Source organism: Aliiroseovarius conchicola (genome assembly GCF_041403445.1).
GTDB lineage: Bacteria > Pseudomonadota > Alphaproteobacteria > Rhodobacterales > Rhodobacteraceae > Aliiroseovarius > Aliiroseovarius conchicola.
On record NZ_JBGEHL010000002.1, the window covers coordinates 442,243 to 463,583 of the forward strand.

Sequence of the window (21,341 nt, forward strand, 5' to 3'; positions counted from 1 at the left end):
GGTTCAGATCACCCAAGCGCGGCCATGGCTGGGAACATTTCAAGCAGCCAGTAAGAGAAGCGCGAAAAGCCACCGGTCAGCATCAAAAGGCCAATGGTCCAAAGAAGCAGACCCATAATACGTTCGATGCGTTCCATGTGGCGTTTCATAAACGCCATTAGACCCTTCATACGGGGGAAGAAGGCTGCGACCAACAGGAACGGTATCCCCAACCCAGCGGCATATATGGCCAGCAAAGTGGTGCCACGCGCGACCGAACCCTCGGACGCGGCCAGCGACAGGATCGCCCCCAGTTGAGGACCGATGCACGGTGTCCAGCCAAACGCAAAGGCCAGTCCCAAAAGGTAAGCCCCAAAAGCGCTACCGCCTTGATCACCCGCATCAATCCGCGCTTCCTGATTGAGAAAAGGAATTGAGATGACACCCAAGAAATGTGCCCCGAAAATCATCACCACGACGCCCGCAATACTGGCAAAAAGTGTTTGATTTTGCAGGAAAAACGCCCCGAAAGCAGAAGCCGCAAATCCAAGGAAGAGGAAGACGGTGGACAAGCCCATCACAAAAAACAACGCGGCAAGTGTTGCTTTGTTTGTCGCCCCCTTACCTTCGCTCATCTCGTTCATGCTGACACCCGACATGTAAGCCAGATAGGGCGGCACAATGGGCAGCACGCAGGGACTGAGAAAGCTCAGTATCCCCGCGACAAAGGCGATGATCAGGGCGGGCAGAAGGCTCGCGTCGATAAGTTCAAATCCAAACATAACCCTCACATAACCCGCTTGATGGACGGCGTCACCCATCGGTTTGTCACAACTGCGCGACAAATCGGTGCAGGTGATGGTATGGACAGGGCTTTCCTCAATGCGTACTCAAAGCCATGGATTACGATGATAACCTTGATGCGATGGGGCTGTTATGCCCCCTGCCCGTTCTAAAGGCCCGTAAGCGCTTGAAATCGCTTGAAAAGGGTCAGGTATTGCGATTGCAGGCTACGGACCCGGCAGCCGTGATCGACGTTCCGCATTTCTGTGCTGAGCAAGGACACACGCTTGTGAGCCATGAAGAATTCGACACCGTGACGCATTACTTCATTCGTAAGGGCTGACCTAAACAACTGGCAAAGTCGCAAAGAAAAAGGCCGGGGACAACCCGGCCTTTCTGTGTTTGATCTTAGCGGCCCAATGACCACCAGCCTTTGCGTTTCGGCTTTGGCGGCTCGTCCGACTTTGCCTCAGGCTCTGGCGCAGCGGCTGCCGGAGCCGGTTCAGCACTGGCCATCGCAGGCTCTGGCGCTTTCTCGGCGGCAGGCTCGGTCGGAGCGCTATCAACAGCGACCTCATCCGTCTTTTTCTTACGGCTGGTCGTTGCGCGTTTGCGCGGCGCTTTCTTGGGCTTTTCTTCCTCGGTCGCGGCAGCTTCTGGCGCGGCTTCGTCCGTGGAGGGGACCTCTTCCTTCACCTTCTTAGCACGCGACTTACGAGCAGGCTTCTTGGCTGGCTTCTCTTCCGCTTCTGCCTCAGCCGTTGCGTCAGTCACAGCGTCCTCAGCCTTTGCTTTGGTCGCACGCTTACGTGGCGCGCGTTTGGGCTTCGGTTTTTCCTCTGCCTGTTCAGTTGACGCGTCAGCTTCAACAGTAGCCTCAGCTTCGACAGGCGCAGCATCCGCAACCTCAGGGTCCGTTTTCTTGGTCCGCTTGCGAGGGGCTCGTTTACGCTTTGGCTTCTCGTCTGTATCGTCAGCAGGCTTCTCCGCCTCAGCGTCCTTAACCTCGGTGGCTTCGCCAGCGTCTTGCGTCTCGGCTTCCTCTTCACCGTTCTGATTGTCCTGACGTCCCTCGTCACCATTGTTCGAGCGACGACGGCGACGGCGACGGCGGCGTTTCTTGGGCTTGGCCTCTTCCTCGGTGGTCTCTTCCGACACCACTTCGGCCTCTTCAACCTCGTCCAGATCTTCCATCAAAGACGCATCCACCGATACGACCGGAGCAGTTGCTGCCGGCACGTTGCGGGTCGCTGTCTTGAACTTCTCGATCGAGTAGTCAGGCGAGATCAGGAACGGATCGGCTTCGATCCGCACTGCCATACCGTAACGTGCTTCTATCTGTGCGATGTGCTCGCGTTTGTTGTTCATCAAGAAGTTGACGATGCCCACAGGCGCCTTCACCAGAACCTCACGAGAGCGGCGACGCACGCCTTCCTCTTCCAACTGGCGCAGGATTGATAAGGCAAGGTTGTCGTCCGAACGGATCAGACCGGTGCCGTGGCAGTGGTTGCAAGGCTGGGTTGTCGCCTCGATCATGCCGGGGCGCAGACGCTGACGGGACATTTCCGCCAGGCCAAAGCCCGAGATTCGGCCCACCTGAATGCGCGCGCGGTCGGTTTTCAGCTTGTCTTTCAGACGCTTTTCGACCGCGTTGTTATTGCGGCGCTCTTCCATGTCGATGAAGTCGATCACGATCAGACCCGCAAGGTCACGCAGACGCAATTGGCGCGCGACTTCTTCAGCGGCCTCAAGGTTGGTCTTCAGCGCTGTGTCTTCAATCGACCCTTCTTTGGTGGCCCGGCCAGAGTTCACGTCGATGGCCACAAGCGCCTCGGTCACACCGATCACGATGTAACCACCAGAACGCAACTGCACCGTGGGGCTGAACATGCCCGACAGATAGCTTTCCACCTGGTAGCGCGCAAAAAGCGGCATCTGGTCTTGATACAGTTTCACGTTCTTCGCGTGGGACGGCATGATCATCTTCATGAAATCTTTGGCGGTGCGATACCCTGCCTCGCCTTCGACGAACACCTCGTCGATCTCGCGCGAATAAAGGTCGCGGATCGAGCGTTTGATCAGGTTGCCCTCTTCATAAATCTGCGCGGGGGCAGTCGATTCCAACGTCAGCGAGCGGATTTGCTCCCACAGACGCTGGAGATACTCATAGTCACGCTTGATCTCGGTCTTGGTGCGTTTGGCGCCTGCCGTACGCACGATCAGACCTGCACCTTGCGGCACATCGATCTCGGCTGCGATTTCCTTGAGTTTCTTGCGGTCCGCGGCGTTGGTGATCTTACGGCTGATCCCGCCACCGCGCGCGGTGTTGGGCATAAGCACGCAGTAACGACCAGCGAGCGACAGATACGTGGTCAGGGCTGCACCCTTGTTGCCACGTTCCTCTTTCACGACCTGCACCAGAAGGATCTGACGAACCTTGATCACTTCCTGAATTTTGTAGCGCTTGGCGCGTGGTTTGCGACGTGGACGGATTTCTTCAACCACATCGTCATCGGCGACGTTTTCGATCTGGTCGTCCTTTTCGGACGCAGCCAGAGGACCGTCTTCATCGTCGTCGTCGTCATCATCATTGTCGTCGTCGCTATCGTCAGCATCCGCTTTTGCAGCTGCGTCTTTGTCAGCGTCATCCGAAATGGCAGTCTCGGCCACATCTTCGTCGGCTTTGACTTCATCCGCCGGCTCTTCAACCGGTGTGTCATCGACCAATTCCATGGGCGACTGACCCTCTAACGGATCGGTGTCTGCGTCATCAAGGTCAATGACATCCATTGACGAACCGGTGGTCTCGACCTCTTTGGTGGCGACCGCATCATCTGATTTCGTCTCTTCCGCCTTGGAACGCGAGCGTCCACGCGAACGTCGACGTCGCGAACGAGGTTTCTCGTCCTCGGCTGCCGCAGCTTCTGCAAAGGCACGCTCTTCTTCCAAAAGCGCCTCGCGATCCGCAACCGGAATCTGATAGTAATCAGGGTGGATTTCCGAGAACGCCAAAAAGCCGTGGCGATTGCCGCCATAGTCAACAAAGGCAGCCTGAAGCGAGGGTTCAACCCGCGTTACTTTTGCCAGATATATGTTGCCAGCCAGCTGGCGTTTGTTTTCAGATTCAAAATCAAATTCTTCGACTTTGTTTCCGTCGACCACAACAACGCGCGTTTCTTCGGCGTGTGTGGCATCGATAAGCATCTTCTTTGCCATAGTGTCTTTCTGCACCCGATTGAGGCGCCCTTCCCGGAGGAAGCGCAGGATCGTTGGGGTGACTTGTCAGGGCGAGGCGATGCAGGGGAAGCGGCAACGCGGCAAGGGGCTTGCGCCCCACCGTCTGTATTTGCTCGATCCTCACACGCATCATCGCGTTTCTTCTCCGGTCGCACTTGCAAGCCCCGGTGAGTCCGGATGACCTGTGCGCGGCCCATTCAATTGCCCCATCTGTTGCCAGAAAAAGGGCGGATTTTCGGACCCAAAGCCATGACCTTTTGGGTTCATATGCCTTCGGTCTTCAATTTCTTGCCTCGGCAGCCAACCCAATTGGGCGCGTTCCGGGGCATTCTCGGTCTGTTTTGTCCCGTTTAGCGGCCTTGTGCCTGCATACGGTCGACGAAACAGCGAAACTCTTGTCGGAGGTCGGGCGCGAGCGCGCGATCCACCTTCCGTTGACCATACGAGGTTCAGCAAGGAAATGACAATGGTCAAAATGCGAATTTGCGCATGTGATTGGTTAACGTCCCCTCGTCCCAGGTCAGTCCTGGAGCGCTGGCGCGTTTAGTGTGATCAATACAACCCGCCGGAGGACAGAGAGCCAAAGTCAGCCTTGCCCGGAACCACAACCGTTTTCCCATCCGACGTCTCGACCCGCGCCGAACCTTGGTCGGCATCGCCGCGGTCAAACATCGGAAGGTTCGCGCCCATGGCAAATCCGCCATCAAACATCACGCCGAACAATGGCTCTTCGCCATCACGGAAGTATTCTGCCACCACATGGTCGCCAGAGGCGTCTGGCGGCAGGCGCGACCCAGTGAAACGGTCGATTTTAATAAAGTGCCCACCATCCGGCACCTTAAACTTACCACCGCCGTATTCCTTCACCGCTTCTTCCATGAAGCTTTGGAAAACGGGGCCACACATGCCGCCACCAGATGCACCGGGCATCGAGCGCGGGCGGTCATACCCAACATAGCAGCCGGCCACGATGTTCGAGGTGAACCCAACGAACCATGCGTCGCGTTCGTCATTGGTCGTCCCGGTTTTACCCGCAGTGGGCACCGGCAGGTTCACGGTACGTGCTGCCGTGCCGCGATCCACCACGCCCCGCATCATCGAAGTCAGCTGATAGGCGGTGATGGCATCCATCACACGCTCGCGATCGGACACGATGTCGGGTGATGATCCATCCGCAAGCGTAGGATCGCTACAATCTGCGCATTGCCGCTCATCATGGCGATAGATGGTCTTGCCCCAACGGTCCTGCACACGGTCAACCAACGTTGGCTCAACACGCTCGCCCCCATTGGCAAACATTGCGTATGCCGCCACCATGCGAAACAGCGTCGTCTCCTCGGACCCAAGCGAGTTGGCAAGGAACTGGTTCATCCGATCGTAGACGCCAAATTTCTCGGCATAACCGGCAACTGTGTCCATCCCAATTTCTTGCGCCAAGCGCACGGTCATCAGGTTACGAGATTGCTCGATCCCGGTGCGCAGAGGCGTTGGGCCATAAAACCGGTTCGAGTAGTTTTTGGGGCGCCAGATTTTTCCGCCACTTTCGACTTCGATCGGGGCGTCAATCACGATGGTCGCGGGCGAAAACCCACTATCCAATGCCGCTGCATAGACAAATGGCTTAAAGCTCGATCCCGGCTGGCGCGTGGCCTGCGTGGCGCGGTTAAACACGCTGTCCTGATACGAGAACCCGCCCTGCATGGCGATCACACGCCCGGTGTTCACGTCCATTGCCATGAATGCACCCTGCACCTCTGGCACCTGTCGCAAGGTCCAGCGAATGAAGCTGCCATCCGCGTCCTTGGTCATGCGGCGTACATTGACAACCTCGCCGACCTTCAAAAGATCGCCCGCCCCTTTGGCGCGCTTGCCCAGACTGCCATCTTCGTTTCGGCGGCGGGCCCATTGCACATCCTTGGCCGGAACCCAGTTGCCGCCGTCCGCGTCATCGACACCTTCAATGCCGATACGCGCATTGCCGTCCTTGATCTCAAGCACAACGGCGGGATACCAGCCCTCGATATCGCGTGGGAATTTGGTGTCGGCCAGGGCCGCACGCCAAGCGTCTTCGGACCCTAAAACGTCGGCGGGCAACGTCACACCAGTGGGCCGCCAGACCCCTTGGCTGCGATCATAATTCTCAAGTCCTGCGCGCAAGCTTTTCGCAGCAACCTCTTGCAAATGAGGGTCAACCGTGGCGCGCACCGTCAAACCGCCCGTGAAGAACTCTTCTTCCCCAAAATCGCGGCTCAGCTGACGACGGATTTCGTCGGAGAAATAATCGCGCGGTGGAAGGGCCTCTCGGAAGGCCGGGAAATCACCATTCTGAACGGTCAAAAGCGGCTGTTCGACCTCGGTCTCGTAGGTCGCCTGATCAATATACCCGTTTTGAAACATCTCGCGCAGCACATAATTGCGCCGTTCAACCACGCGCTCTTTCGCCCGCACAGGGTGGTACTTACTGGGGGCTTGCGGCATCGCAGCCAAGGTCGCAGCCTCGTGCGGAGTTAGCTCATCCAGCGTTTTGTTGAAATAAGTCTGCGCGGCGGCGGCAACTCCATAAGAGTTCTGGCCCAAGAAAATTTCGTTAAGATAAAGCGCCAGAATCTCGTCCTTAGACAGGCTGCTTTCCAGTCGTACCGACAGGATCAACTCTTTGATCTTACGTTCAGCAGACCGCTCAGAGCTGAGCAGAAAGTTTTTCACCACCTGCTGCGGGATGGTCGACGCCCCACGCAACTTGCCGCCACGCGCAGCCTCGACGGCTGCGGCCGCGATACCGCGCGGGTCAAACCCTGCGTGATTGTAAAAGTTCTTGTCCTCGGCTGAGATGAACGCGTGTTTCACCAGATCGGGAATCTCATCCGCGGGCGCGTAAAGGCGACGCTCGCGGGCGAATTCATCCATCAATTGACCTTCGCCAGAATAAACCCGGCTGATCGTGGCTGGCGTGTAGTTGGCCAACTGCTCGTGACTGGGCAAGTCTCTGGAATACATCCAGAAAACGCCGCCGATCACCAGTGCAGCCATCAAGATGGCCAACGTAATTCCGGTGAATACAGCACCAAAGATGCCCAAGATGAATCTGATCACGCGCGTGTCCTCAAAATATAACACCTACCCTATAAACGGCGCGCCGGTCCGGGTCAAAACCCCATGGCGGGGAAAATCGGCCAATTCGCGCCAGATCGTGGCGGGTGGTCTGGCACGCCCTTGGTGGCGCTAATTTATGGATCAAGTGGCCCTATCCCCAACAAATAGGCGCTCTAGATTAATATTCAAACGCAAGGAGCATACGATGACACGTTGGGTCGCGATATTTGAAGATCAGCCGGAAATGTTGAACATCCGCTCCGATCAGGCTCGCCGCGACGCTCATGTCGCCTATGTAACAGCACATCCTGAGATTTTGATTGGCGGCGGATTGAAGCCGGGGCCCGACGGGGCGTTTTGCGGTGCGCTTTGGGTGATCGAGACCGAAACTCGTGCACAGGTCGAGAGATTGATCAAGGACGATCCTTTTTATATGCCCGCCTATCGCACGTATGAAATCTACACGTGGGGCAAAATACTAGAGGATCGCGTGACGACCCTTTGACCGCTTCCGGCCTTCTCACCTCGTCGCCATATCTCTTGTCCGATTGCAACTGGCGTGACCCCGTCTTATGTCTTGATCCAGACAACAACCGGAGGTCCGATGTTCACCACCCTTCCCTTCCCCGCCCGCCCCGTTTTTGATGCCAATGCCCAGACCGGTGATATGCCGCTTGAGGGCTTGCCCGAGTGGGATCTGAGCGACCTTTATGCCTCGGATGATGCGCCAGAGCTTGCCCGTGACTTGGAGTGGCTGGAGAAGGCCTGCGCTGATTTTGCCGCAACGTATCAAGGGAAACTGGCCGGTTTGGATGCAGTGGCTATGCTGGGTTGTGTGGACGCCTACGAGAAGATTGACCTGATCGGCGGGCGCATCATGTCATTCGCGGGCCTTCGCTATTATCAACAGACAACGGATGCCGACCGCGCACAGTTTTTCCAAAACTGTCAGGAACAGATCACTGTGTTTACCGCTCCGCTTGTCTTCTTCTCGCTTGAAGTGAACCGGATTGACGACGCGGTTCTGGATGGCTGGTTTGCCGACAATGAAGTGCTCGCCCGCTACAAACCTATCTTTGATCGCCTACGCGCTATGCGCCCCTATCAACTGTCTGATGAGTTGGAGCAATTCTTGCATGACAAGTCGTCGGTCGGGGCTGGTGCATGGAACACCTTATTTGATGAAACGGTTGCAGGCCTGATGTTTACCGTGCACGGAGAGGAGCGCGGGCTGGAAGCCACAGCGAACCTTTTGACCGAGCAGGATCGTGAAACACGGCAGGCCGCGTCCGAAGAAATTGCTCGTGTTCTAGGCGAGAACATCAAGATATTCTCTCGTGTCCACAACACCTTGGCCAAGGAAAAGGATATCGAGGATACATGGCGCAAGATGCCGACCCCGCAGACCGGGCGCCATCTGTCCAACCATGTTGAACCTGAAGTGGTCGAGGCGCTGCGCAACGCTGTGGTCGAGGCTTATCCGCGTCTGTCGCATCGTTACTATGAACTGAAACGCAAGTGGCTTGGGCTGGACGTGATGCAGGTCTGGGACCGCAACGCGCCGCTTCCCATGGAAGATGACAAGCTGGTCGATTGGCCGGATGCAGAAAAGATCGTCATGGACGCTTACGCTGATTTCGACCCCCGCATGGCCGAGATTGCGGCGCCTTTCTTTTCCAAGGGTTGGATTGATGCAGGTGTGAAACCGGGCAAGGCGCCGGGTGCTTTCGCCCATCCAACAGTCACCAACGTGCACCCATACGTGATGCTGAACTATCTGGGCAAGCCGCGCGACGTGATGACTTTGGCGCACGAGCTGGGACATGGCGTTCACCAAGTGCTGGCGGCGGAACAAGGCGAGATGCTGTCCTCCACCCCGCTTACACTGGCGGAAACCGCATCCGTCTTCGGTGAAATGCTCACCTTCCGCAAACTGCTGAGCGAGGCCAAAACCAAGGCCGAGAAAAAGGTCATGCTGGCCGGTAAAGTCGAGGACATGATCAACACGGTCGTACGCCAGATCGCGTTCTACGACTTTGAATGCAAGCTGCACGCCGCACGTGCCGAAGGTGAACTGACCCCCGACGATATCAACGCCATCTGGATGAGCGTTCAGGGCGAAAGCCTTGGACCAGCGTTTGAATTCATGGACGGGTACGAAACCTTCTGGTCCTACATCCCCCACTTCGTTCACTCGCCCTTCTACGTCTATGCCTACGCATTCGGCGACGGCCTGGTGAACGCGCTTTACGCTGTGTACGAAGAAGGCGACGCCAACTTCCAAGAGAAGTATTTCGAGATGCTGAAAGCCGGTGGCTCGAAACACCACAAAGAGCTATTGGCCCCGTTCGGTCTGGACGCCTCGGACCCGAAATTCTGGGACAAGGGCCTGTCGATGATCGAAGGGTTCATCGATGAGCTGGAGGCGATGGAAGACTGATGTTTAAGGGATTTGCGCTCGCGTTGGTCATCGCTTTCCCCTGTGCCGGCAATTCCCAGAGCATAGTTGGAAATTGGTATTGCAACGGCGTAGACGACGACGGTGGTGATCTAACCGTACGAATGGCAGCGGATGTGACCTTCCAGAAGAACGGCGTCTTCAAAGCGAATATGAAACTGGTGTTTTCGGATCAAGACCTATCTACCACGGCCTTTGTCACCTACCGATCAAAGTACGCGCTCAAAGACGGGTTACTGGATGACAGACCCATCCGCGTCAGGGTGAAAAAACTCACGACAGGGGGTCACGACATCACCCATGGCGAATTCGCCAGAGATATCCGCCGAAGCCTAATGAAGTACGACGGAGATCACGTGAACATAGTGTTCAGGTCAAGCACGGTTATGGAGATGGTCTCGGACGATGTAACAACCCACTGTCGACGGAAGAACTAATTCTGAACTCAGGTCGTCGGTCTAAAACGTCACCCACGTGTTCGTGAAGACGAACGATTACAATCCACTAGGATTCTAAGTTAACCTCGACCAATATTTCCCCCTACATTCAACACATTGTACCGCTTAAATAGTACACATGGCTGATCCGTACTTTTCAGAGCTGAAATACCTTGGTGGTCCGACCCTCGACTTCATCGAAGTGACGGTGGACGCTGGGACGGATGTATCGGGTCTTGTGATCACCATCTACAATGCGGGCGGGTCGATCAGAACCACCAACACGCTTGCGGGTATTACCCCAACCACCGTGGCTGGAAAAGATATCTATGTGATCGACACCACCAGTTCAGCTACATTCAATGGCTTGGGCAAGACGAACGGCATCTCGCTGTCCGAAGGTAGCACAGTCTATCAGTTTAGCTCGTTCACCGACAACGCAGCTGCGATCACTGCCACGGCAGGTCCAGCCGCCGGGCAGACCTCGACCGAAATCGGACAGGCGGGCGCAGGTGACTCGCTGGTTTCCGAGGATGACGGTGGCAGCTACTCGGTCAATACAGACCCCACCCCGGGAAGTGTCCCCTGCCTAACGGCAGGAAGTCTGGTCACAACATCCGACGGCCTCATACCAGTGGAAGAACTGACACCTGGTCAGTTAATCGAAACCCACAAGGGCACCAGTCGCCCCCTGTTGCACGTCATCAGACGTTGTTTTGATGCACGCGCCTTGCGTCGTAATCCAAAACTTGTTCCGGTACGGATCACGGCTGGTGCGCTGGGACCGGGCCTGCCCAAGCGTGATTTGTTGGTATCCCGGCAACATCGCATGTTGGTTGCCTCCCCCATTGCTAGACGCATGTTCAACACGCCAGAGGTTCTGATTGCCGCCATCAAACTGACCGCATTTCCGGGCATCTATGTGGATAACACGATCACCAGTGTCACTTATTTCCACCTCGTTTTTTCGCAGCACGAGGTGATCTTCGCTGAAGGGGCGCCAACGGAAAGCCTTTTGCTGGGGCAAGAGGCACTTACATCCTTGCCAGCGGCGAGTGTCGCAGAGATGAAACTGTTGTTTCCGGAGCTTGTAAACCGATCAGCCCAGCGTACACGGCACCACATCCCGCAAGGCAGGCGTCAAGCCAAACTCGTCGCGCGACATGCGCAGAATAGACAATTTTTGTTATCAGCACACAAAAGGTCGTTAGGTGTGAGGTAGCGCCACCGGCGCGGGTGACCGCAAGGTCCCCGTCACCAGATCGTTATATGAGCGCGTATTATGCAGGTACGACCCGCGTGTGGCCTCCGGGCTGCCACCGCCGCAACGCACCTACGGCCAACAATGCAGACAGAAGCAGAACCAGCCCTGCGGGCAAAGGCACAGGCGCGACCGTAATTATGTAGCTACCGCTCGCGATGATACCGTCAAAAGCAACCGCATTGAAGGCCGCGAAGACGGGTGGTGTTCCGTCTCCAAACGCCGTTTCAAACTCCAAAACACATTGTCCAGCCGGACACCCCGGTGCAGCAACCGAATTGCTGAAGTAGCCAAACAAACTGCCCGCGGCCGCAATGTCATTGTTGACTGGGTCATAGAGCGGTGGCATCGCAACGTCAGGCGTGTCGAAGGTGACGCCAGCAAGAGTAACCGAAAAATCAGCCACGGCCCCACCGCCATCCGGCGCGGTGAACGTGGTGCTTTGTCCCCCCATCGCAACATCATAGGTAACCGAGGCTGCCTGCGCTTCCGTCGCCAAGGCACCCAACGTCAAAACAGCTGCCAGTGCGATGATCCGAATTGCAAGTAAGTATTTGTAATTAAACAATTTCATATCAGTATCTCCTCCTGAAAATACGCCCTATGATAGCATTGCAGTGCGTTTTCAGCAAATCAGTCCCGAATTCGCGCGTTTTCGATGTTACTTTTCCGAATGCCCTCTGCGGCCGGATGTACAGCCTTGCCCGGTTCAAATTACTTCAATTGGCTATCTTTCGACCCGCGTCGATTTATTCCAGGTCGCGTTCTGTACGCCGCGTCACGTTCCTGCATGCAGTCAATACAGAGTTTAACGCCGGCAAGCGCCTCCCGGCGGGCCTCGGGTATCTCCTCCTCGCATTCTGCGCAGTGCGTTAGACTTTCGCCCACTGACTGCACCCGCCCGCGCATGCGGGAAAGCTCATCTTCGACCGACGCGTCGATCTGCTCCTGAACTGCGCCGTCGCGCGCCCATCCACCTGCCATGTGAACCTCCGTCAGCTGATATCCACGGCCACGTCGAATACCTGATCAATCATGGCCTGCGTGCCACGCGAAAACTCCAGCGGGCAAGGATAGCCCACCCCGTCATGAACCGTCCGCCCAAAATTTTCGACCTGAGCAATATAGTGGTTTGCGCCCGGCCAAATTTCAACGGTCCGGGTCCCATCATGCCGGCGCAGCTCTAGCTCGGCTTGACCGAAGACACCGGGATTGAACGGGGCGGTCAGCCGGATCTGGCCGGTTTCGCCTTGGAACACAACTTCTTGGCGCGGGCTTAAGCGCATCGAGGTCATGGCCGAATAGGTGAAACGGCCGTTCGGCCCCTCCATCTCACCGACCACTTGCGCCCATGTATCCACGCCATTTTCCACCTTAATCCGCGCAGACAGGTCCACAGGCTCAGCCCCCGTCACAAAGCGGACCGAGGAATAGGTGTAGACGCCGATGTCGCGAATACCGCCACCGCCCATATCGGGCTTGTTGCGCACGTTGTTTACGTCTTCGCGATTGTCATAGCTAAACGCGGTGTCGACGTGGTCTACCTTGCCGATCGTGCCTGACTGAACCAGCTCACGGGCGCGGATCCATTGCGGGTGATGGACGATCATATAGGCTTCGGCAATCAAAAGCCCGGTCTGGTCTCGTAAGGCGATCAGCTGGTCAAATTCATCTTCGCGAAGTGTCGCCGGCTTTTCAACAAGCACATGTTTTCCCGCCCGTGCCGCTTTCGTCGCCCATTCGACATGCAGATGATTGGGTAGTGGAATGTAGACCGCATCAATGTCCCCGCTTTCCAGCAGCGCATCGTAGCTATCATAAACATTCAAACCGGGGCAGAAGGATTTGAAGTCTTTCGCTTTATCAGCACTGGAGGTTCCTAACCCAACAAGGCGCGCATTACCAGCGGCATGAATGGCTGGGCCCATCAACTTACGTGCAAAATTTGAGGCGCCCAAGATACCCCAGTTCAAAACGGTGCTCATCGGTGTTCCCCAAAATGACTAGACCGACCCAGCTTAACGCGGGTCGGTCTTTGGGTAAACGAACATGTAGGGTTGGTTAAGCGTGCTCAAGCAACCCTTTTTCAGACGCCAATTGTTGCATCCGTTTTTGCAGCTTCTCAAACGCGCGCACCTCGATTTGGCGAATGCGTTCGCGGCTGACATCATAGACGCCGGACAGGTCTTCAAGCGTGACCGGTTTGTCTTGCAACCGGCGCTGGGTCAGGATGTCTTTTTCGCGGTCGTTCAGCACATCCATAGCCTGCGCCAACAGTTCACGACGCACCGAAAGCTCGTCATGCTCGGCATAGTCGCCCGCCTGATCCGCGCTTTCATCCTCAAGCCAGTCCTGCCACTGCATAGTCCCTTCGCCATCGGCCGAAACGGTCGCATTCAACGATGCGTCCCCACCCGACATACGACGGTTCATCGAGATCACTTCGTCCTCGGTGACATTCAGGTCATTGGCGATACGGGCCACGTTTTCCGGGCGCAAATCGCCATCTTCCAACGCACCGATACGGGCCTTTGCCTTGCGCAGGTTGAAAAACAGCTTCTTTTGCGCAGAGGTCGTACCAAGCTTCACCAAAGACCACGACCGCAGGATGTATTCCTGGATCGAGGCACGGATCCACCACATGGCGTAGGTCGCAAGACGGAAGCCCTTTTCAGGGTCAAACCGCTTCACAGCCTGCATGAGGCCGACATTTGCCTCAGAAATCACTTCAGCCTGCGGCAAACCATAGCCGCGATAGCCCATAGCGATTTTGGCCGCCAAACGCAGGTGCGAATTCACCATTTGGTGGGCCGCATCGCGGTCCTGATGATCCACCCAACGCTTGGCCAGCATGTATTCTTGTTCGGGCTCCAGCATCGGAAATTTCCGAATTTCCTGAAGATATCGGTTCAAACCGCCTTCTGGCGTCGGGGCCGGTAAGTTTTTATAATTGCTCATATTGGCAGCCTCTCTCCCACTTGTCCCGTCAATGTTGCGGGGCTTAACATTGAGATAATACCCCGCCCGACAAATTCAAGTGATCTGTGGTCGAATTTTCTTAAGAAGATATGAACGTCAGCCCTTCGAATGTGAAGGGGATGTCATGAAATCTCACAGGCTCGTGCAGAAAGTTGCAGAATGCTGCTTGGTGGATTGGGTCGTTTTTGGCCAATGGGGTTGGTTATGCTGTTCCGCCTGCACGCAGGGTCTCGATCAATTCCACCATATCGTCTGGCAACGGGGCCTCAAAACTCAGCTTTTCGCCGGTCACGGGGTGATCAAACCCTAACGTCGCGGCATGAAGCGCTTGGCGGGGGAATGCGCGTGCGGCCTCGACTGCTGGTTCTCCGATGGCTTTCACGTTCAACTTACGCCGCCCGCCATAAGTCGGATCGCCAATCAGACCATGCCCCGCATGGGCCATGTGTACGCGAATTTGGTGTGTTCGGCCCGTTTCCAGCCAGCATTCGATCAATGCGGCCTGAGCGGGGGTGCCAAACACCTCGACCATTCGCGCTCGCGTGACGGCATGTCTGCCACCTGAGAAAAGCACCGCCTGTTTCTGGCGGTCAGTTTTATGACGTGCCAGTTGCGAGGTGATCTTCAGGATATTGCCCTTCTCAAAACTTGTCCCTTTGATCCCCCCCAGACGAGGGTCGGCCTTGTCGGGCGCCCCATGTGTCACGGCGCGATAGTGACGCTGCGCGCTGTGCGCCTCGAACTGTTTGGCCAGCCCGTGATGGGCCGCATCAGATTTGGCGACGACCAACAACCCTGAAGTGTCCTTGTCGATCCGATGAACGATGCCCGGGCGCTTCTCACCGCCAACACCGGACAAGTCTCCTCCGAAATGATGCAAAAGCGCATTCACCAGCGTGCCCGTCGGCGTACCCGGCGCGGGGTGGACCACCATGCCCGCCGGTTTGTTCACCACGATAAGGTGTTCATCTTCGTAAACCACATCCAGCGGGATATCCTCGGGACCAATGTGGCTTTCCTCGGCCTCGGGCACGCGGATTTCGAACACATCGCCTTGCGCCACTTTAGCGCGCGGGTCATCGACGACGACCCCCTCTCGCATCACCGCGCCATCCGCAATCAACCGCGCCAGACGCGACCGCGATAAGTTCGCTGCCTCTGGCACATCGCGCGCAATCGCCTTATCAAAGCGCTTGGGCGGGTTTTCCGCGATGATAACCTCTACGAGGCGGTGCGAGGACGACATGAACGACACTCCGGAACAGGACTTGGACGCAGCGCTAGAGGCATCAGTCGGCCACGGCACGGTGCGCTATTTGAAACGGTTGGTGACAGCGCTGACGCTGACAACGATTGTGGGCCTTGTAGTGCTGGTCGGCGTGGTTGTCATGCGTTTCTCGCAAACGACGCCGGAACAATCGGTGCCGACCGCCCTGCCCGACCAAATCAACTTGCCTGATGGTGTTACGGCCGACGCCGTCACGTTTGGTCAAGACTGGATCGCAATCGTCTCAGGTGATGAAATCTTGGTCTTTGACAAGGATGGTGGCGAATTGTTGAAACGGATCAGCGTTCGTTAATCGGGTGAACATCGAATACCTGATGGTTTGGAGAGATGGTACCGACACCCCGGCTCGAACGGGGGACCTCTTGATCCACAATCAAGCGCTCTAACCTACTGAGCTATGTCGGCACGCAGGACGCATTTACCCCCGCCCGCCGGGCATTGCAATAGGTGGCTGCTTGAAAATCGCAGGAAAAATCACTACTGCGTTTTGAGATTAAGTTAGATAATAACTTGATTTCAAAACGCCTACAGCATCAATAGGTTCTGAGCGGTTTGTTTTATTGTGCTACCCAACAATAAGACAAAATGCTTTAACCCGTACGGGACAGATTCAGGAGGCCAGAGATGGGCATCAACGACGAGCGCGACATCGACGCGAACCTTCAAATCGGACCAACCTCGATCGGGATGGTGCGTCTATACGTCGAAGGCGGCGGGGTCGAACTGCCCATGGACTTCGAGCCGGAAGAAGCGGAAGAGATCGCCGAGGAGCTTAGAGCCGCAGCCGCACAAGCCCGCGCAATGGTCGAGAAATCCGGTAAAAAAGGCTAGTTTCTAGCGATATATTTCGCCCGATCCGACAAGCTCAAATCCAGTAATCTCAAACTCGTAAAGCCCTGTTCCATCGGACTTTTGCGCCCGTGCAATCAATTTTCCGTCCGGGTCATGAAAGACCGCATGGGCCGTGTGTAACGCCCGATAGCACCAATCCCCGTCAGGATAGTAGTATTTGATCATCATTGGTCTGCTCCCTACGAAGTTTGTCCGTCTGTAAACGCCTCCACCCCCGGATCACGAAACGATTGCAAACGCCTTGCGGCGTGGGTTGCGAATTTCTGCACCATCACCTTTCGGCGCGCCGGAGCGAGCTTGTCCTCGGGCGCCATACGAATGATCTCGGCGTCATAGCTGTCGGCCACGATAAGCCCGGTGCCATCTGGCAAAAGCTCCGTCGGAAAATCCGCATCCACCGCCCAGAAATACCGGTCGCACCATTCAAGATAGCCCTGCCATTTCCGGTCTGACGTGAAATCAACGCGCGATGATTTACACTCAATCACCCAGATCTCGCCCCTTGGGCCAAGCGCCATGACGTCCACGCGCAATCCACGGGTCGGCACGAGCTCCTCAACGGTCACGAAACCATGGGCCAGCATGTGGCGGCATACTCCACGTGCAAGCAGTTGGCCGGGCATCATGTTTTTGTCTTGCATCTCCATGCCGCTACCATGAACAATTCATGAACAAATTGTCAATGCTGCGCCTGATTGCGGCAAATCCCACCCCTTGTAACTGGCGCGCGCGCGGCCTATCTAGGCTAAGGCGGCTTCTGCCCTTCTCGTCACATGCGGGTACAATTCCAGTGGCCTTAAGCAATTCCAAGGGAGCTGGCTCTGTCCGGACTCTGGTTCGTTTACCCGGCGCCCACCTGTACATACAGGTCCTCGGGAATTCACACCCCGACGGATGCGTGCGGTTCCGCCAACCCACCCCTTTTGGGGACGCTTGCGCCGATCAGGTGAGGGCGCAGCCTCTCCGCAACGCCTCACGCTCTTTTGTTCGGCCCTGACGCATCAATCGGCTAAGCTTGCCGGGTAACGTTCCTGCAACCAATAGGCTTTCCATGCTCAGACAAATCGCGCTCGCCCTGACCACGCTCGCATTTCAAATCGCTCCGTTACACGCCGAAAGCTTCACGATCCAAGGCAATACGGGTGGCGATCTGAACGCCACGGCGGTTGCCACTTTCGATCAACCCTGGGCAATGGATTTCGTTAGCGATACCCAACTGCTTGTGACAACAAAGCCGGGCAAGCTGTGGCTGGTCTCAACCGATGGTACGAAACAAAGAGTGTCGGGAGTGCCCCGGCCAGAGGTCGGCGGACAAGGCGGTTTAGGGGATGTAGTGCTACACCCCGTTTTTGCCAACAACCAGTTGGTTTACCTAAGTTATGTTGAAAGCCATGACGGTGGGAACACGCGTGGAGCGGTCGTGGTGCGCGGGCGATTGACCCTTGGTGACACCCCGCAGATATCAGACATCGAACGCGTGTGGAGCCAGTATCCACACCGCCCCGGCTCTGGTCATTTTTCGCACCGCGTCGCCTTTGGTCCCGACGGGACCAAACACGCGGGCAAGCTTCTGATCACGTCTGGCGACCGGCAGGAACAGACGCCGGCCCAGCGTTGGGACATGGCGCTTGGCAAAATCATCCGCCTGAACCTGGATGGAACAGTTCCGCCAGACAATCCCTATCAGGATCAGGGCGAGCTGGCGAAAAGCTTTTGGACATTGGGGCACCGCAACCTTCTTGGTATCGCTTTTGACGAACAAGGTCAGCTTTGGTCACACGAGATGGATCCGAAACACGGGGACGAGCTGAACCTGATCCACGTCGGCAAGAACTACGGATGGCCGGTGGTGTCTGAAGGCGATCAGTACAGCGGCAAGGCGATCCCTGACCACGACACCCGGCCCGACTTCGCCCCACCCTCCGCTTCTTGGGTTCCCAGCATCGCGCCTTCAGGGCTCGTGATTTACACGGGCGACATGTTTCCAGACTGGCAAGGCGACGCGTTTATCGGCGGGCTTGTCAGCCGAGCTTTGATCCGCGTCGAACTTGATGGCGACAAAGCCCGCGAAGCCGAGCGGTTCGAATGGAACAAACGCGTGCGCGAGGTTGAACAGGGGCCTGATGGAGCAATATGGGTTCTGGAGGACAAGACCGGCGCGCGGCTGTTGCGACTTAGTGCGAAGTAAAAACTGGTCCGTCTGGCACGAAAAATCTTTGCTGCAAGCGCGCCATAGCTGTGATTCACTCCTGACGAGGGACTAAGCACCATGGACCCAGTGATTAACACTAGATTGGTTCGGCGCCTGATTTCGCAGCAATTCCCTAACTTCAGCGAATTGCCCATCCAGCCGGTTGTGAAACAAGGTCATGACAATCGAACCTTCAGGTTGGGTGAGCGGTTGAGTGTCCGCTTGCCCAGCACCGCTTCATATGCCGATGCTGTACAGAAAGAGGCAACGGTTCTTACATCAATTGGAAGGCACTTCTCGATTCAAGTGCCCGAAGTCTGTGCCTTAGGACAACCTAGTGACGATTTTCCACTTCCATGGTCCATTCGTCGCTGGCTCCCCGGAGGCACGCTCGAAGAAACGCAAATCGTGAACCAAGCATCTTTGGCGCGCGCACTCGGGGACATCCTCGTGGAACTCAGATCATTACCAGCTGACACCGCGTTCCTCGCAGGGCGACATTCATTCTTCAGAGGCTGCCACCTAAAAGTCTATCACGATGAAGTCATGATGTGTCTGAGCAGAATGGATGATGCATTGAGCCGCAGACGCTGTCTGGAAATATGGAATGACGGATTGAAGGCCGCATGGTCAAATCCTCCCGTTTGGTTCCATGGTGATCTTGCTGTCGGGAATATTCTGATAAATGAAGACAAAATAAGCGCACTGATCGATTTTGGGATATGTGGCGTAGGCGATCCATCATGTGACCTTGCAATCGCCTGGACGTATTTCGATGCAGATACCCGTCGGATTTTCAAAGATTCAGCCAAAGTTGATGATGGTACATGGAGTCGTGGTAGATGCTGGGCACTTTGGAAAGCTCTCATCAGTCTAAACGGATTATCCAGTCCAGATTTGGGCGGAGTTCATACGCGTGCATTGAACGAACTACTTGATGAGGCCCTTTAGGCAGCACTTCTCGTATGTTCTGCGCCTCTACGCAGTTTCAGCGACGGTCGCGCACCCAAATTCCAAGCACCGTAGCCCTCCACCCTCGCGCGATCCACGGCGCGGTGATTTGCTCATAGTTGCAATTTCCGCTACAATACCCCGTATTTAGTGCAATTGATTACCCTTCTACCCTCTAAACACTCATATGCGGGCGTATATATGACCCGATCCCATGACGAACAAAGTCCAGACAATGCCCTTCTTGTCGAGCTGCTCGACGAGAAGCTGAAATCCTTTGCGACCAAGGACGAAATGTCCGAGTTGGTCGACAAGAAGGTCGACGGGTTGGTCAAAAAGGCGCGCGCGCCGCTAGTGTGGTTTATGGCTGGGATCACGGCGGTGCTGGGTCTATTTGCCATTGACTTGTCCAGCTTCGATGCGTTTGCCCGCAAAGCTTTTGCCAATGCGTTTGGCATCCATCAAACGATTGATGACCGCGCTTCGCAGGTAATCGACAACTATTTTCAAGACATCGATTTTCTGGCGGGCACCTATGCCAGTTCGTCCGAGGTGACGTTGGAGGGCTGTGGGGAAATTGTCTTAAGCCTGCCCTTTCAGTCCGACACCGATCAACACGCCGCATCTGCCTATTTGTCCATCGTTTTCCCCGATAGCAATCAAACCTATGTCGTGACCTCAAACGTAAATTCAAAGACTGTGGAACAAAGGCTCAGCACGCCAGAGGATCGGCGCCGTGCGCAGAATGCGGACTTTGCTTTTGATCTGACGCAAGTGATGCGCGATGTTCCCGCGACAATGCGCAGTAGCGGCTTCATGCATGAATACTGGATCCGTATCAAAGCGTTGCCCGCTGGAAACGCGCCCACAAGCGGCGCCGAAAACGGGGTCCGTGACCTACTTCGCGGCCTTCCGACCGAACGCACGCCTTGGGCCTGCGCCAATATCAGCGATGTTATTGTCATTCGTATGATGGTTCAGGTGGCTGGTGATCCTCGCATAAGAAAGCCAAGCTGATGCTACGCAAAACCCTTCTCTCATTATCAGCCACGGTCGTTTGGGCCTTCTCCGGGTCCAACGTGTTCGCACAACCTTCCCTGAGTGTCGAAAAGCTGATGTATTGTGGAACGGACGGTGGTGAATGCCTAAGGCGCGTCGACCTGATCTTGATCGATCCAGAACATTTTCGCACCTCTGTCACTTCCGCCGCCAAACGCGAAACATCGAAAGAAGGTGGTGCGCGGGTGTTCTTTGACAACCTGCTAAACTACGCGACCAGTTCGGACGCGTTGGCGGTTGTCAGTGGCGGGTTCATCCGGCATATCAACCCGCTCACACCTTTGGGTGGCTTGAAAACGAGCGGGGAATTGATCAGCGACCTCCACAACGGATGGCAGGATTCGTCAATAATTTGCACCGATGATGACCGGGTTCAGATCACGCGCGATTTAGGAGCCTTTGAGGTAAATCAGACCTGCCTGCAATCCGGGCCGACCCTGGTTGACGGGGACAAAACAGCCGCCGACCTGCGCGCTGAGCTTGGCACCAGTTGGCCCGAGGATTTTTGGACCCGGCTTACTCAGCGCGTTGCTATGGTTAACTTTAATGATGGGAGTGCGGGTTTTGTGATCGGGCACAATCACAATTACGACGAATTGCACGCGTTTCTGAAAACCCACGCCTTTGGAGACCGATCACCAGTGATCGCCGTCGGCCTGAACGGAGGTCAATGGTCAGGGTATATCGTACGCACCCCAACGGACCCCGAGATTTTTGGTGACATCGATTTCGTATTTCCAAGCGTATTTTTGATCAGACCTCGGGAATGATCC

21 protein-coding genes and 1 tRNA gene are annotated in these 21,341 nt (G+C 56.0%); 11 read left to right on the plus strand and 11 right to left on the minus strand.

What is annotated here, in order from left to right; translation table 11 throughout:
- Positions 1–8: 8 nt before the first annotated feature.
- Complete coding sequence (locus tag V6N04_RS05045) at positions 9–761, minus strand: cytochrome c biogenesis CcdA family protein (protein ID WP_371169171.1); 753 nt, start codon at positions 759–761, stop codon at positions 9–11.
- Positions 762–877: 116 nt separating this feature from the next.
- On the opposite strand from V6N04_RS05045, the gene V6N04_RS05050 reads away from it, so the two are divergent.
- On the plus strand, positions 878–1,105 hold the full coding sequence (locus V6N04_RS05050) for a sulfurtransferase TusA family protein (RefSeq protein WP_371169038.1): 228 nt from the start codon (positions 878–880) through the stop codon (positions 1,103–1,105).
- Positions 1,106–1,170: 65 nt separating this feature from the next.
- Here the strand turns inward: V6N04_RS05050 and V6N04_RS05055 are convergent, their stop codons facing one another.
- Positions 1,171–3,978, minus strand: coding sequence for an Rne/Rng family ribonuclease (locus V6N04_RS05055; protein ID WP_371169039.1), 2,808 nt, complete (start codon positions 3,976–3,978; stop codon positions 1,171–1,173).
- A 573-nt stretch (positions 3,979–4,551) separates the two neighbouring features.
- Positions 4,552–7,092: a penicillin-binding protein 1A gene (locus V6N04_RS05060; RefSeq protein ID WP_371169040.1), complete on the minus strand. Its 2,541-nt coding sequence runs from the start codon at positions 7,090–7,092 to the stop codon at positions 4,552–4,554.
- Between the two features lie 205 nt (positions 7,093–7,297).
- Here V6N04_RS05060 and V6N04_RS05065 point away from each other — a divergent pair, with 205 nt between their 5' ends.
- The 4 genes from V6N04_RS05065 (at position 7,298) to V6N04_RS05080 (ending at position 11,209) form a co-directional block, all read left to right on the plus strand.
- On the plus strand, positions 7,298–7,597 hold the full coding sequence (locus tag V6N04_RS05065) for a YciI family protein (RefSeq protein ID WP_371169041.1): 300 nt from the start codon (positions 7,298–7,300) through the stop codon (positions 7,595–7,597).
- 99 nt (positions 7,598–7,696) lie between these two features.
- Positions 7,697–9,532 (plus strand): M3 family oligoendopeptidase, encoded by a 1,836-nt coding sequence (locus tag V6N04_RS05070; RefSeq protein WP_371169042.1) that lies wholly within the window; start codon positions 7,697–7,699, stop codon positions 9,530–9,532.
- Positions 9,532–9,987, plus strand: coding sequence for a hypothetical protein (locus tag V6N04_RS05075; RefSeq protein ID WP_371169043.1), 456 nt, complete (start codon positions 9,532–9,534; stop codon positions 9,985–9,987). Before V6N04_RS05070 ends, V6N04_RS05075 begins: the two co-directional genes overlap by 1 nt.
- Positions 9,988–10,126: 139 nt before the next feature.
- A complete protein-coding gene (locus V6N04_RS05080; RefSeq protein WP_371169044.1) occupies positions 10,127–11,209 on the plus strand; it encodes a Hint domain-containing protein in 1,083 nt (360 codons plus the stop codon).
- Positions 11,210–11,267: 58 nt separating this feature from the next.
- Here V6N04_RS05080 and V6N04_RS05085 read toward each other — a convergent pair whose 3' ends face one another.
- The 5 genes from V6N04_RS05085 to V6N04_RS05105 all read right to left on the minus strand — a co-directional run bounded on the left by V6N04_RS05085 (position 11,268) and on the right by V6N04_RS05105 (position 15,473).
- Positions 11,268–11,822 (minus strand): hypothetical protein, encoded by a 555-nt coding sequence (locus V6N04_RS05085; RefSeq protein ID WP_371169045.1) that lies wholly within the window; start codon positions 11,820–11,822, stop codon positions 11,268–11,270.
- Positions 11,823–11,962: 140 nt separating this feature from the next.
- On the minus strand, positions 11,963–12,232 hold the full coding sequence (locus tag V6N04_RS05090; protein WP_371169046.1) for a DksA/TraR family C4-type zinc finger protein: 270 nt from the start codon (positions 12,230–12,232) through the stop codon (positions 11,963–11,965).
- Between the two features lie 11 nt (positions 12,233–12,243).
- Positions 12,244–13,233: a Gfo/Idh/MocA family protein gene (locus V6N04_RS05095; RefSeq protein ID WP_371169047.1), complete on the minus strand. Its 990-nt coding sequence runs from the start codon at positions 13,231–13,233 to the stop codon at positions 12,244–12,246.
- A 76-nt stretch (positions 13,234–13,309) separates the two neighbouring features.
- Positions 13,310–14,206, minus strand: a complete 897-nt coding sequence (rpoH, locus tag V6N04_RS05100) for an RNA polymerase sigma factor RpoH (RefSeq protein ID WP_371169048.1) — start codon at positions 14,204–14,206, stop codon at positions 13,310–13,312.
- Positions 14,207–14,429: 223 nt separating this feature from the next.
- Complete coding sequence (locus V6N04_RS05105; protein ID WP_371169049.1) at positions 14,430–15,473, minus strand: RluA family pseudouridine synthase; 1,044 nt, start codon at positions 15,471–15,473, stop codon at positions 14,430–14,432.
- Between V6N04_RS05105 and V6N04_RS05110 the strand changes: the two genes are divergently transcribed.
- Complete coding sequence (locus V6N04_RS05110; protein ID WP_371169050.1) at positions 15,472–15,807, plus strand: DUF6476 family protein; 336 nt, start codon at positions 15,472–15,474, stop codon at positions 15,805–15,807. The two genes, V6N04_RS05105 and V6N04_RS05110, sit on opposite strands and share 2 nt — an antisense overlap.
- 36 nt (positions 15,808–15,843) lie before the next feature.
- Here V6N04_RS05110 and V6N04_RS05115 read toward each other — a convergent pair.
- Positions 15,844–15,920 (minus strand) — tRNA-His (locus tag V6N04_RS05115).
- Positions 15,921–16,139: 219 nt separating this feature from the next.
- On the opposite strand from V6N04_RS05115, the gene V6N04_RS05120 reads away from it, so the two are divergent.
- Complete coding sequence (locus tag V6N04_RS05120) at positions 16,140–16,346, plus strand: DUF6324 family protein (protein WP_371169051.1); 207 nt, start codon at positions 16,140–16,142, stop codon at positions 16,344–16,346.
- A gap of 3 nt (positions 16,347–16,349) precedes the next feature.
- On the opposite strand, the gene V6N04_RS05125 is transcribed toward V6N04_RS05120, so the two are convergent.
- Both V6N04_RS05125 and V6N04_RS05130 read right to left on the minus strand, forming a co-directional pair.
- Complete coding sequence (locus V6N04_RS05125; protein ID WP_371169052.1) at positions 16,350–16,535, minus strand: hypothetical protein; 186 nt, start codon at positions 16,533–16,535, stop codon at positions 16,350–16,352.
- Between the two features lie 11 nt (positions 16,536–16,546).
- Entirely contained in the window at positions 16,547–17,014 is a 468-nt protein-coding gene (locus tag V6N04_RS05130; protein WP_371169053.1) for an MmcB family DNA repair protein, read from the minus strand.
- Positions 17,015–17,418: 404 nt separating this feature from the next.
- Here V6N04_RS05130 and V6N04_RS05135 point away from each other — a divergent pair, with 404 nt between their 5' ends.
- The 4 genes from V6N04_RS05135 to V6N04_RS05150 all read left to right on the plus strand — a co-directional run bounded on the left by V6N04_RS05135 (position 17,419) and on the right by V6N04_RS05150 (position 21,338).
- Positions 17,419–18,555 carry a PQQ-dependent sugar dehydrogenase gene (locus V6N04_RS05135; protein ID WP_371169054.1) on the plus strand — a complete coding sequence of 379 codons (1,137 nt, stop codon included), beginning with the start codon at positions 17,419–17,421 and terminating at the stop codon, positions 18,553–18,555.
- A gap of 81 nt (positions 18,556–18,636) precedes the next feature.
- Positions 18,637–19,509: an aminoglycoside phosphotransferase family protein gene (locus V6N04_RS05140; protein ID WP_371169055.1), complete on the plus strand. Its 873-nt coding sequence runs from the start codon at positions 18,637–18,639 to the stop codon at positions 19,507–19,509.
- 201 nt (positions 19,510–19,710) lie between these two features.
- Positions 19,711–20,526, plus strand: coding sequence for a hypothetical protein (locus tag V6N04_RS05145; RefSeq protein WP_371169056.1), 816 nt, complete (start codon positions 19,711–19,713; stop codon positions 20,524–20,526).
- Positions 20,526–21,338, plus strand: a complete 813-nt coding sequence (locus V6N04_RS05150) for a hypothetical protein (RefSeq protein ID WP_371169057.1) — start codon at positions 20,526–20,528, stop codon at positions 21,336–21,338. The genes V6N04_RS05145 and V6N04_RS05150 overlap by 1 nt, the downstream gene beginning before the upstream one ends.
- Positions 21,339–21,341: the final 3 nt, after the last annotated feature.

What these genes read in the sequence shown, in the direction of transcription:
- V6N04_RS05045 (WP_371169171.1), bottom strand. Translation starts at nt 761, where the DNA reads ATGTTTGGATTTGAACTTATCGACGCGAGCCTTCTGCCCGCCCTGATC.
- V6N04_RS05050 (WP_371169038.1), top strand. Translation starts at nt 878, where the DNA reads ATGGATTACGATGATAACCTTGATGCGATGGGGCTGTTATGCCCCCTG.
- V6N04_RS05055 (WP_371169039.1), bottom strand. Translation starts at nt 3,978, where the DNA reads ATGGCAAAGAAGATGCTTATCGATGCCACACACGCCGAAGAAACGCGC.
- V6N04_RS05065 (WP_371169041.1), top strand. Translation starts at nt 7,298, where the DNA reads ATGACACGTTGGGTCGCGATATTTGAAGATCAGCCGGAAATGTTGAAC.
- V6N04_RS05070 (WP_371169042.1), top strand. Translation starts at nt 7,697, where the DNA reads ATGTTCACCACCCTTCCCTTCCCCGCCCGCCCCGTTTTTGATGCCAAT.
- V6N04_RS05075 (WP_371169043.1), top strand. Translation starts at nt 9,532, where the DNA reads ATGTTTAAGGGATTTGCGCTCGCGTTGGTCATCGCTTTCCCCTGTGCC.
- V6N04_RS05080 (WP_371169044.1), top strand. Translation starts at nt 10,127, where the DNA reads ATGGCTGATCCGTACTTTTCAGAGCTGAAATACCTTGGTGGTCCGACC.
- V6N04_RS05085 (WP_371169045.1), bottom strand. Translation starts at nt 11,822, where the DNA reads ATGAAATTGTTTAATTACAAATACTTACTTGCAATTCGGATCATCGCA.
- V6N04_RS05090 (WP_371169046.1), bottom strand. Translation starts at nt 12,232, where the DNA reads ATGGCAGGTGGATGGGCGCGCGACGGCGCAGTTCAGGAGCAGATCGAC.
- V6N04_RS05095 (WP_371169047.1), bottom strand. Translation starts at nt 13,233, where the DNA reads ATGAGCACCGTTTTGAACTGGGGTATCTTGGGCGCCTCAAATTTTGCA.
- rpoH (WP_371169048.1), bottom strand. Translation starts at nt 14,206, where the DNA reads ATGAGCAATTATAAAAACTTACCGGCCCCGACGCCAGAAGGCGGTTTG.
- V6N04_RS05110 (WP_371169050.1), top strand. Translation starts at nt 15,472, where the DNA reads ATGAACGACACTCCGGAACAGGACTTGGACGCAGCGCTAGAGGCATCA.
- V6N04_RS05105 (WP_371169049.1), bottom strand. Translation starts at nt 15,473, where the DNA reads ATGTCGTCCTCGCACCGCCTCGTAGAGGTTATCATCGCGGAAAACCCG.
- V6N04_RS05120 (WP_371169051.1), top strand. Translation starts at nt 16,140, where the DNA reads ATGGGCATCAACGACGAGCGCGACATCGACGCGAACCTTCAAATCGGA.
- V6N04_RS05125 (WP_371169052.1), bottom strand. Translation starts at nt 16,535, where the DNA reads ATGATGATCAAATACTACTATCCTGACGGGGATTGGTGCTATCGGGCG.
- V6N04_RS05130 (WP_371169053.1), bottom strand. Translation starts at nt 17,014, where the DNA reads ATGGAGATGCAAGACAAAAACATGATGCCCGGCCAACTGCTTGCACGT.
- V6N04_RS05135 (WP_371169054.1), top strand. Translation starts at nt 17,419, where the DNA reads ATGCTCAGACAAATCGCGCTCGCCCTGACCACGCTCGCATTTCAAATC.
- V6N04_RS05140 (WP_371169055.1), top strand. Translation starts at nt 18,637, where the DNA reads ATGGACCCAGTGATTAACACTAGATTGGTTCGGCGCCTGATTTCGCAG.
- V6N04_RS05145 (WP_371169056.1), top strand. Translation starts at nt 19,711, where the DNA reads ATGACCCGATCCCATGACGAACAAAGTCCAGACAATGCCCTTCTTGTC.
- V6N04_RS05150 (WP_371169057.1), top strand. Translation starts at nt 20,526, where the DNA reads ATGCTACGCAAAACCCTTCTCTCATTATCAGCCACGGTCGTTTGGGCC.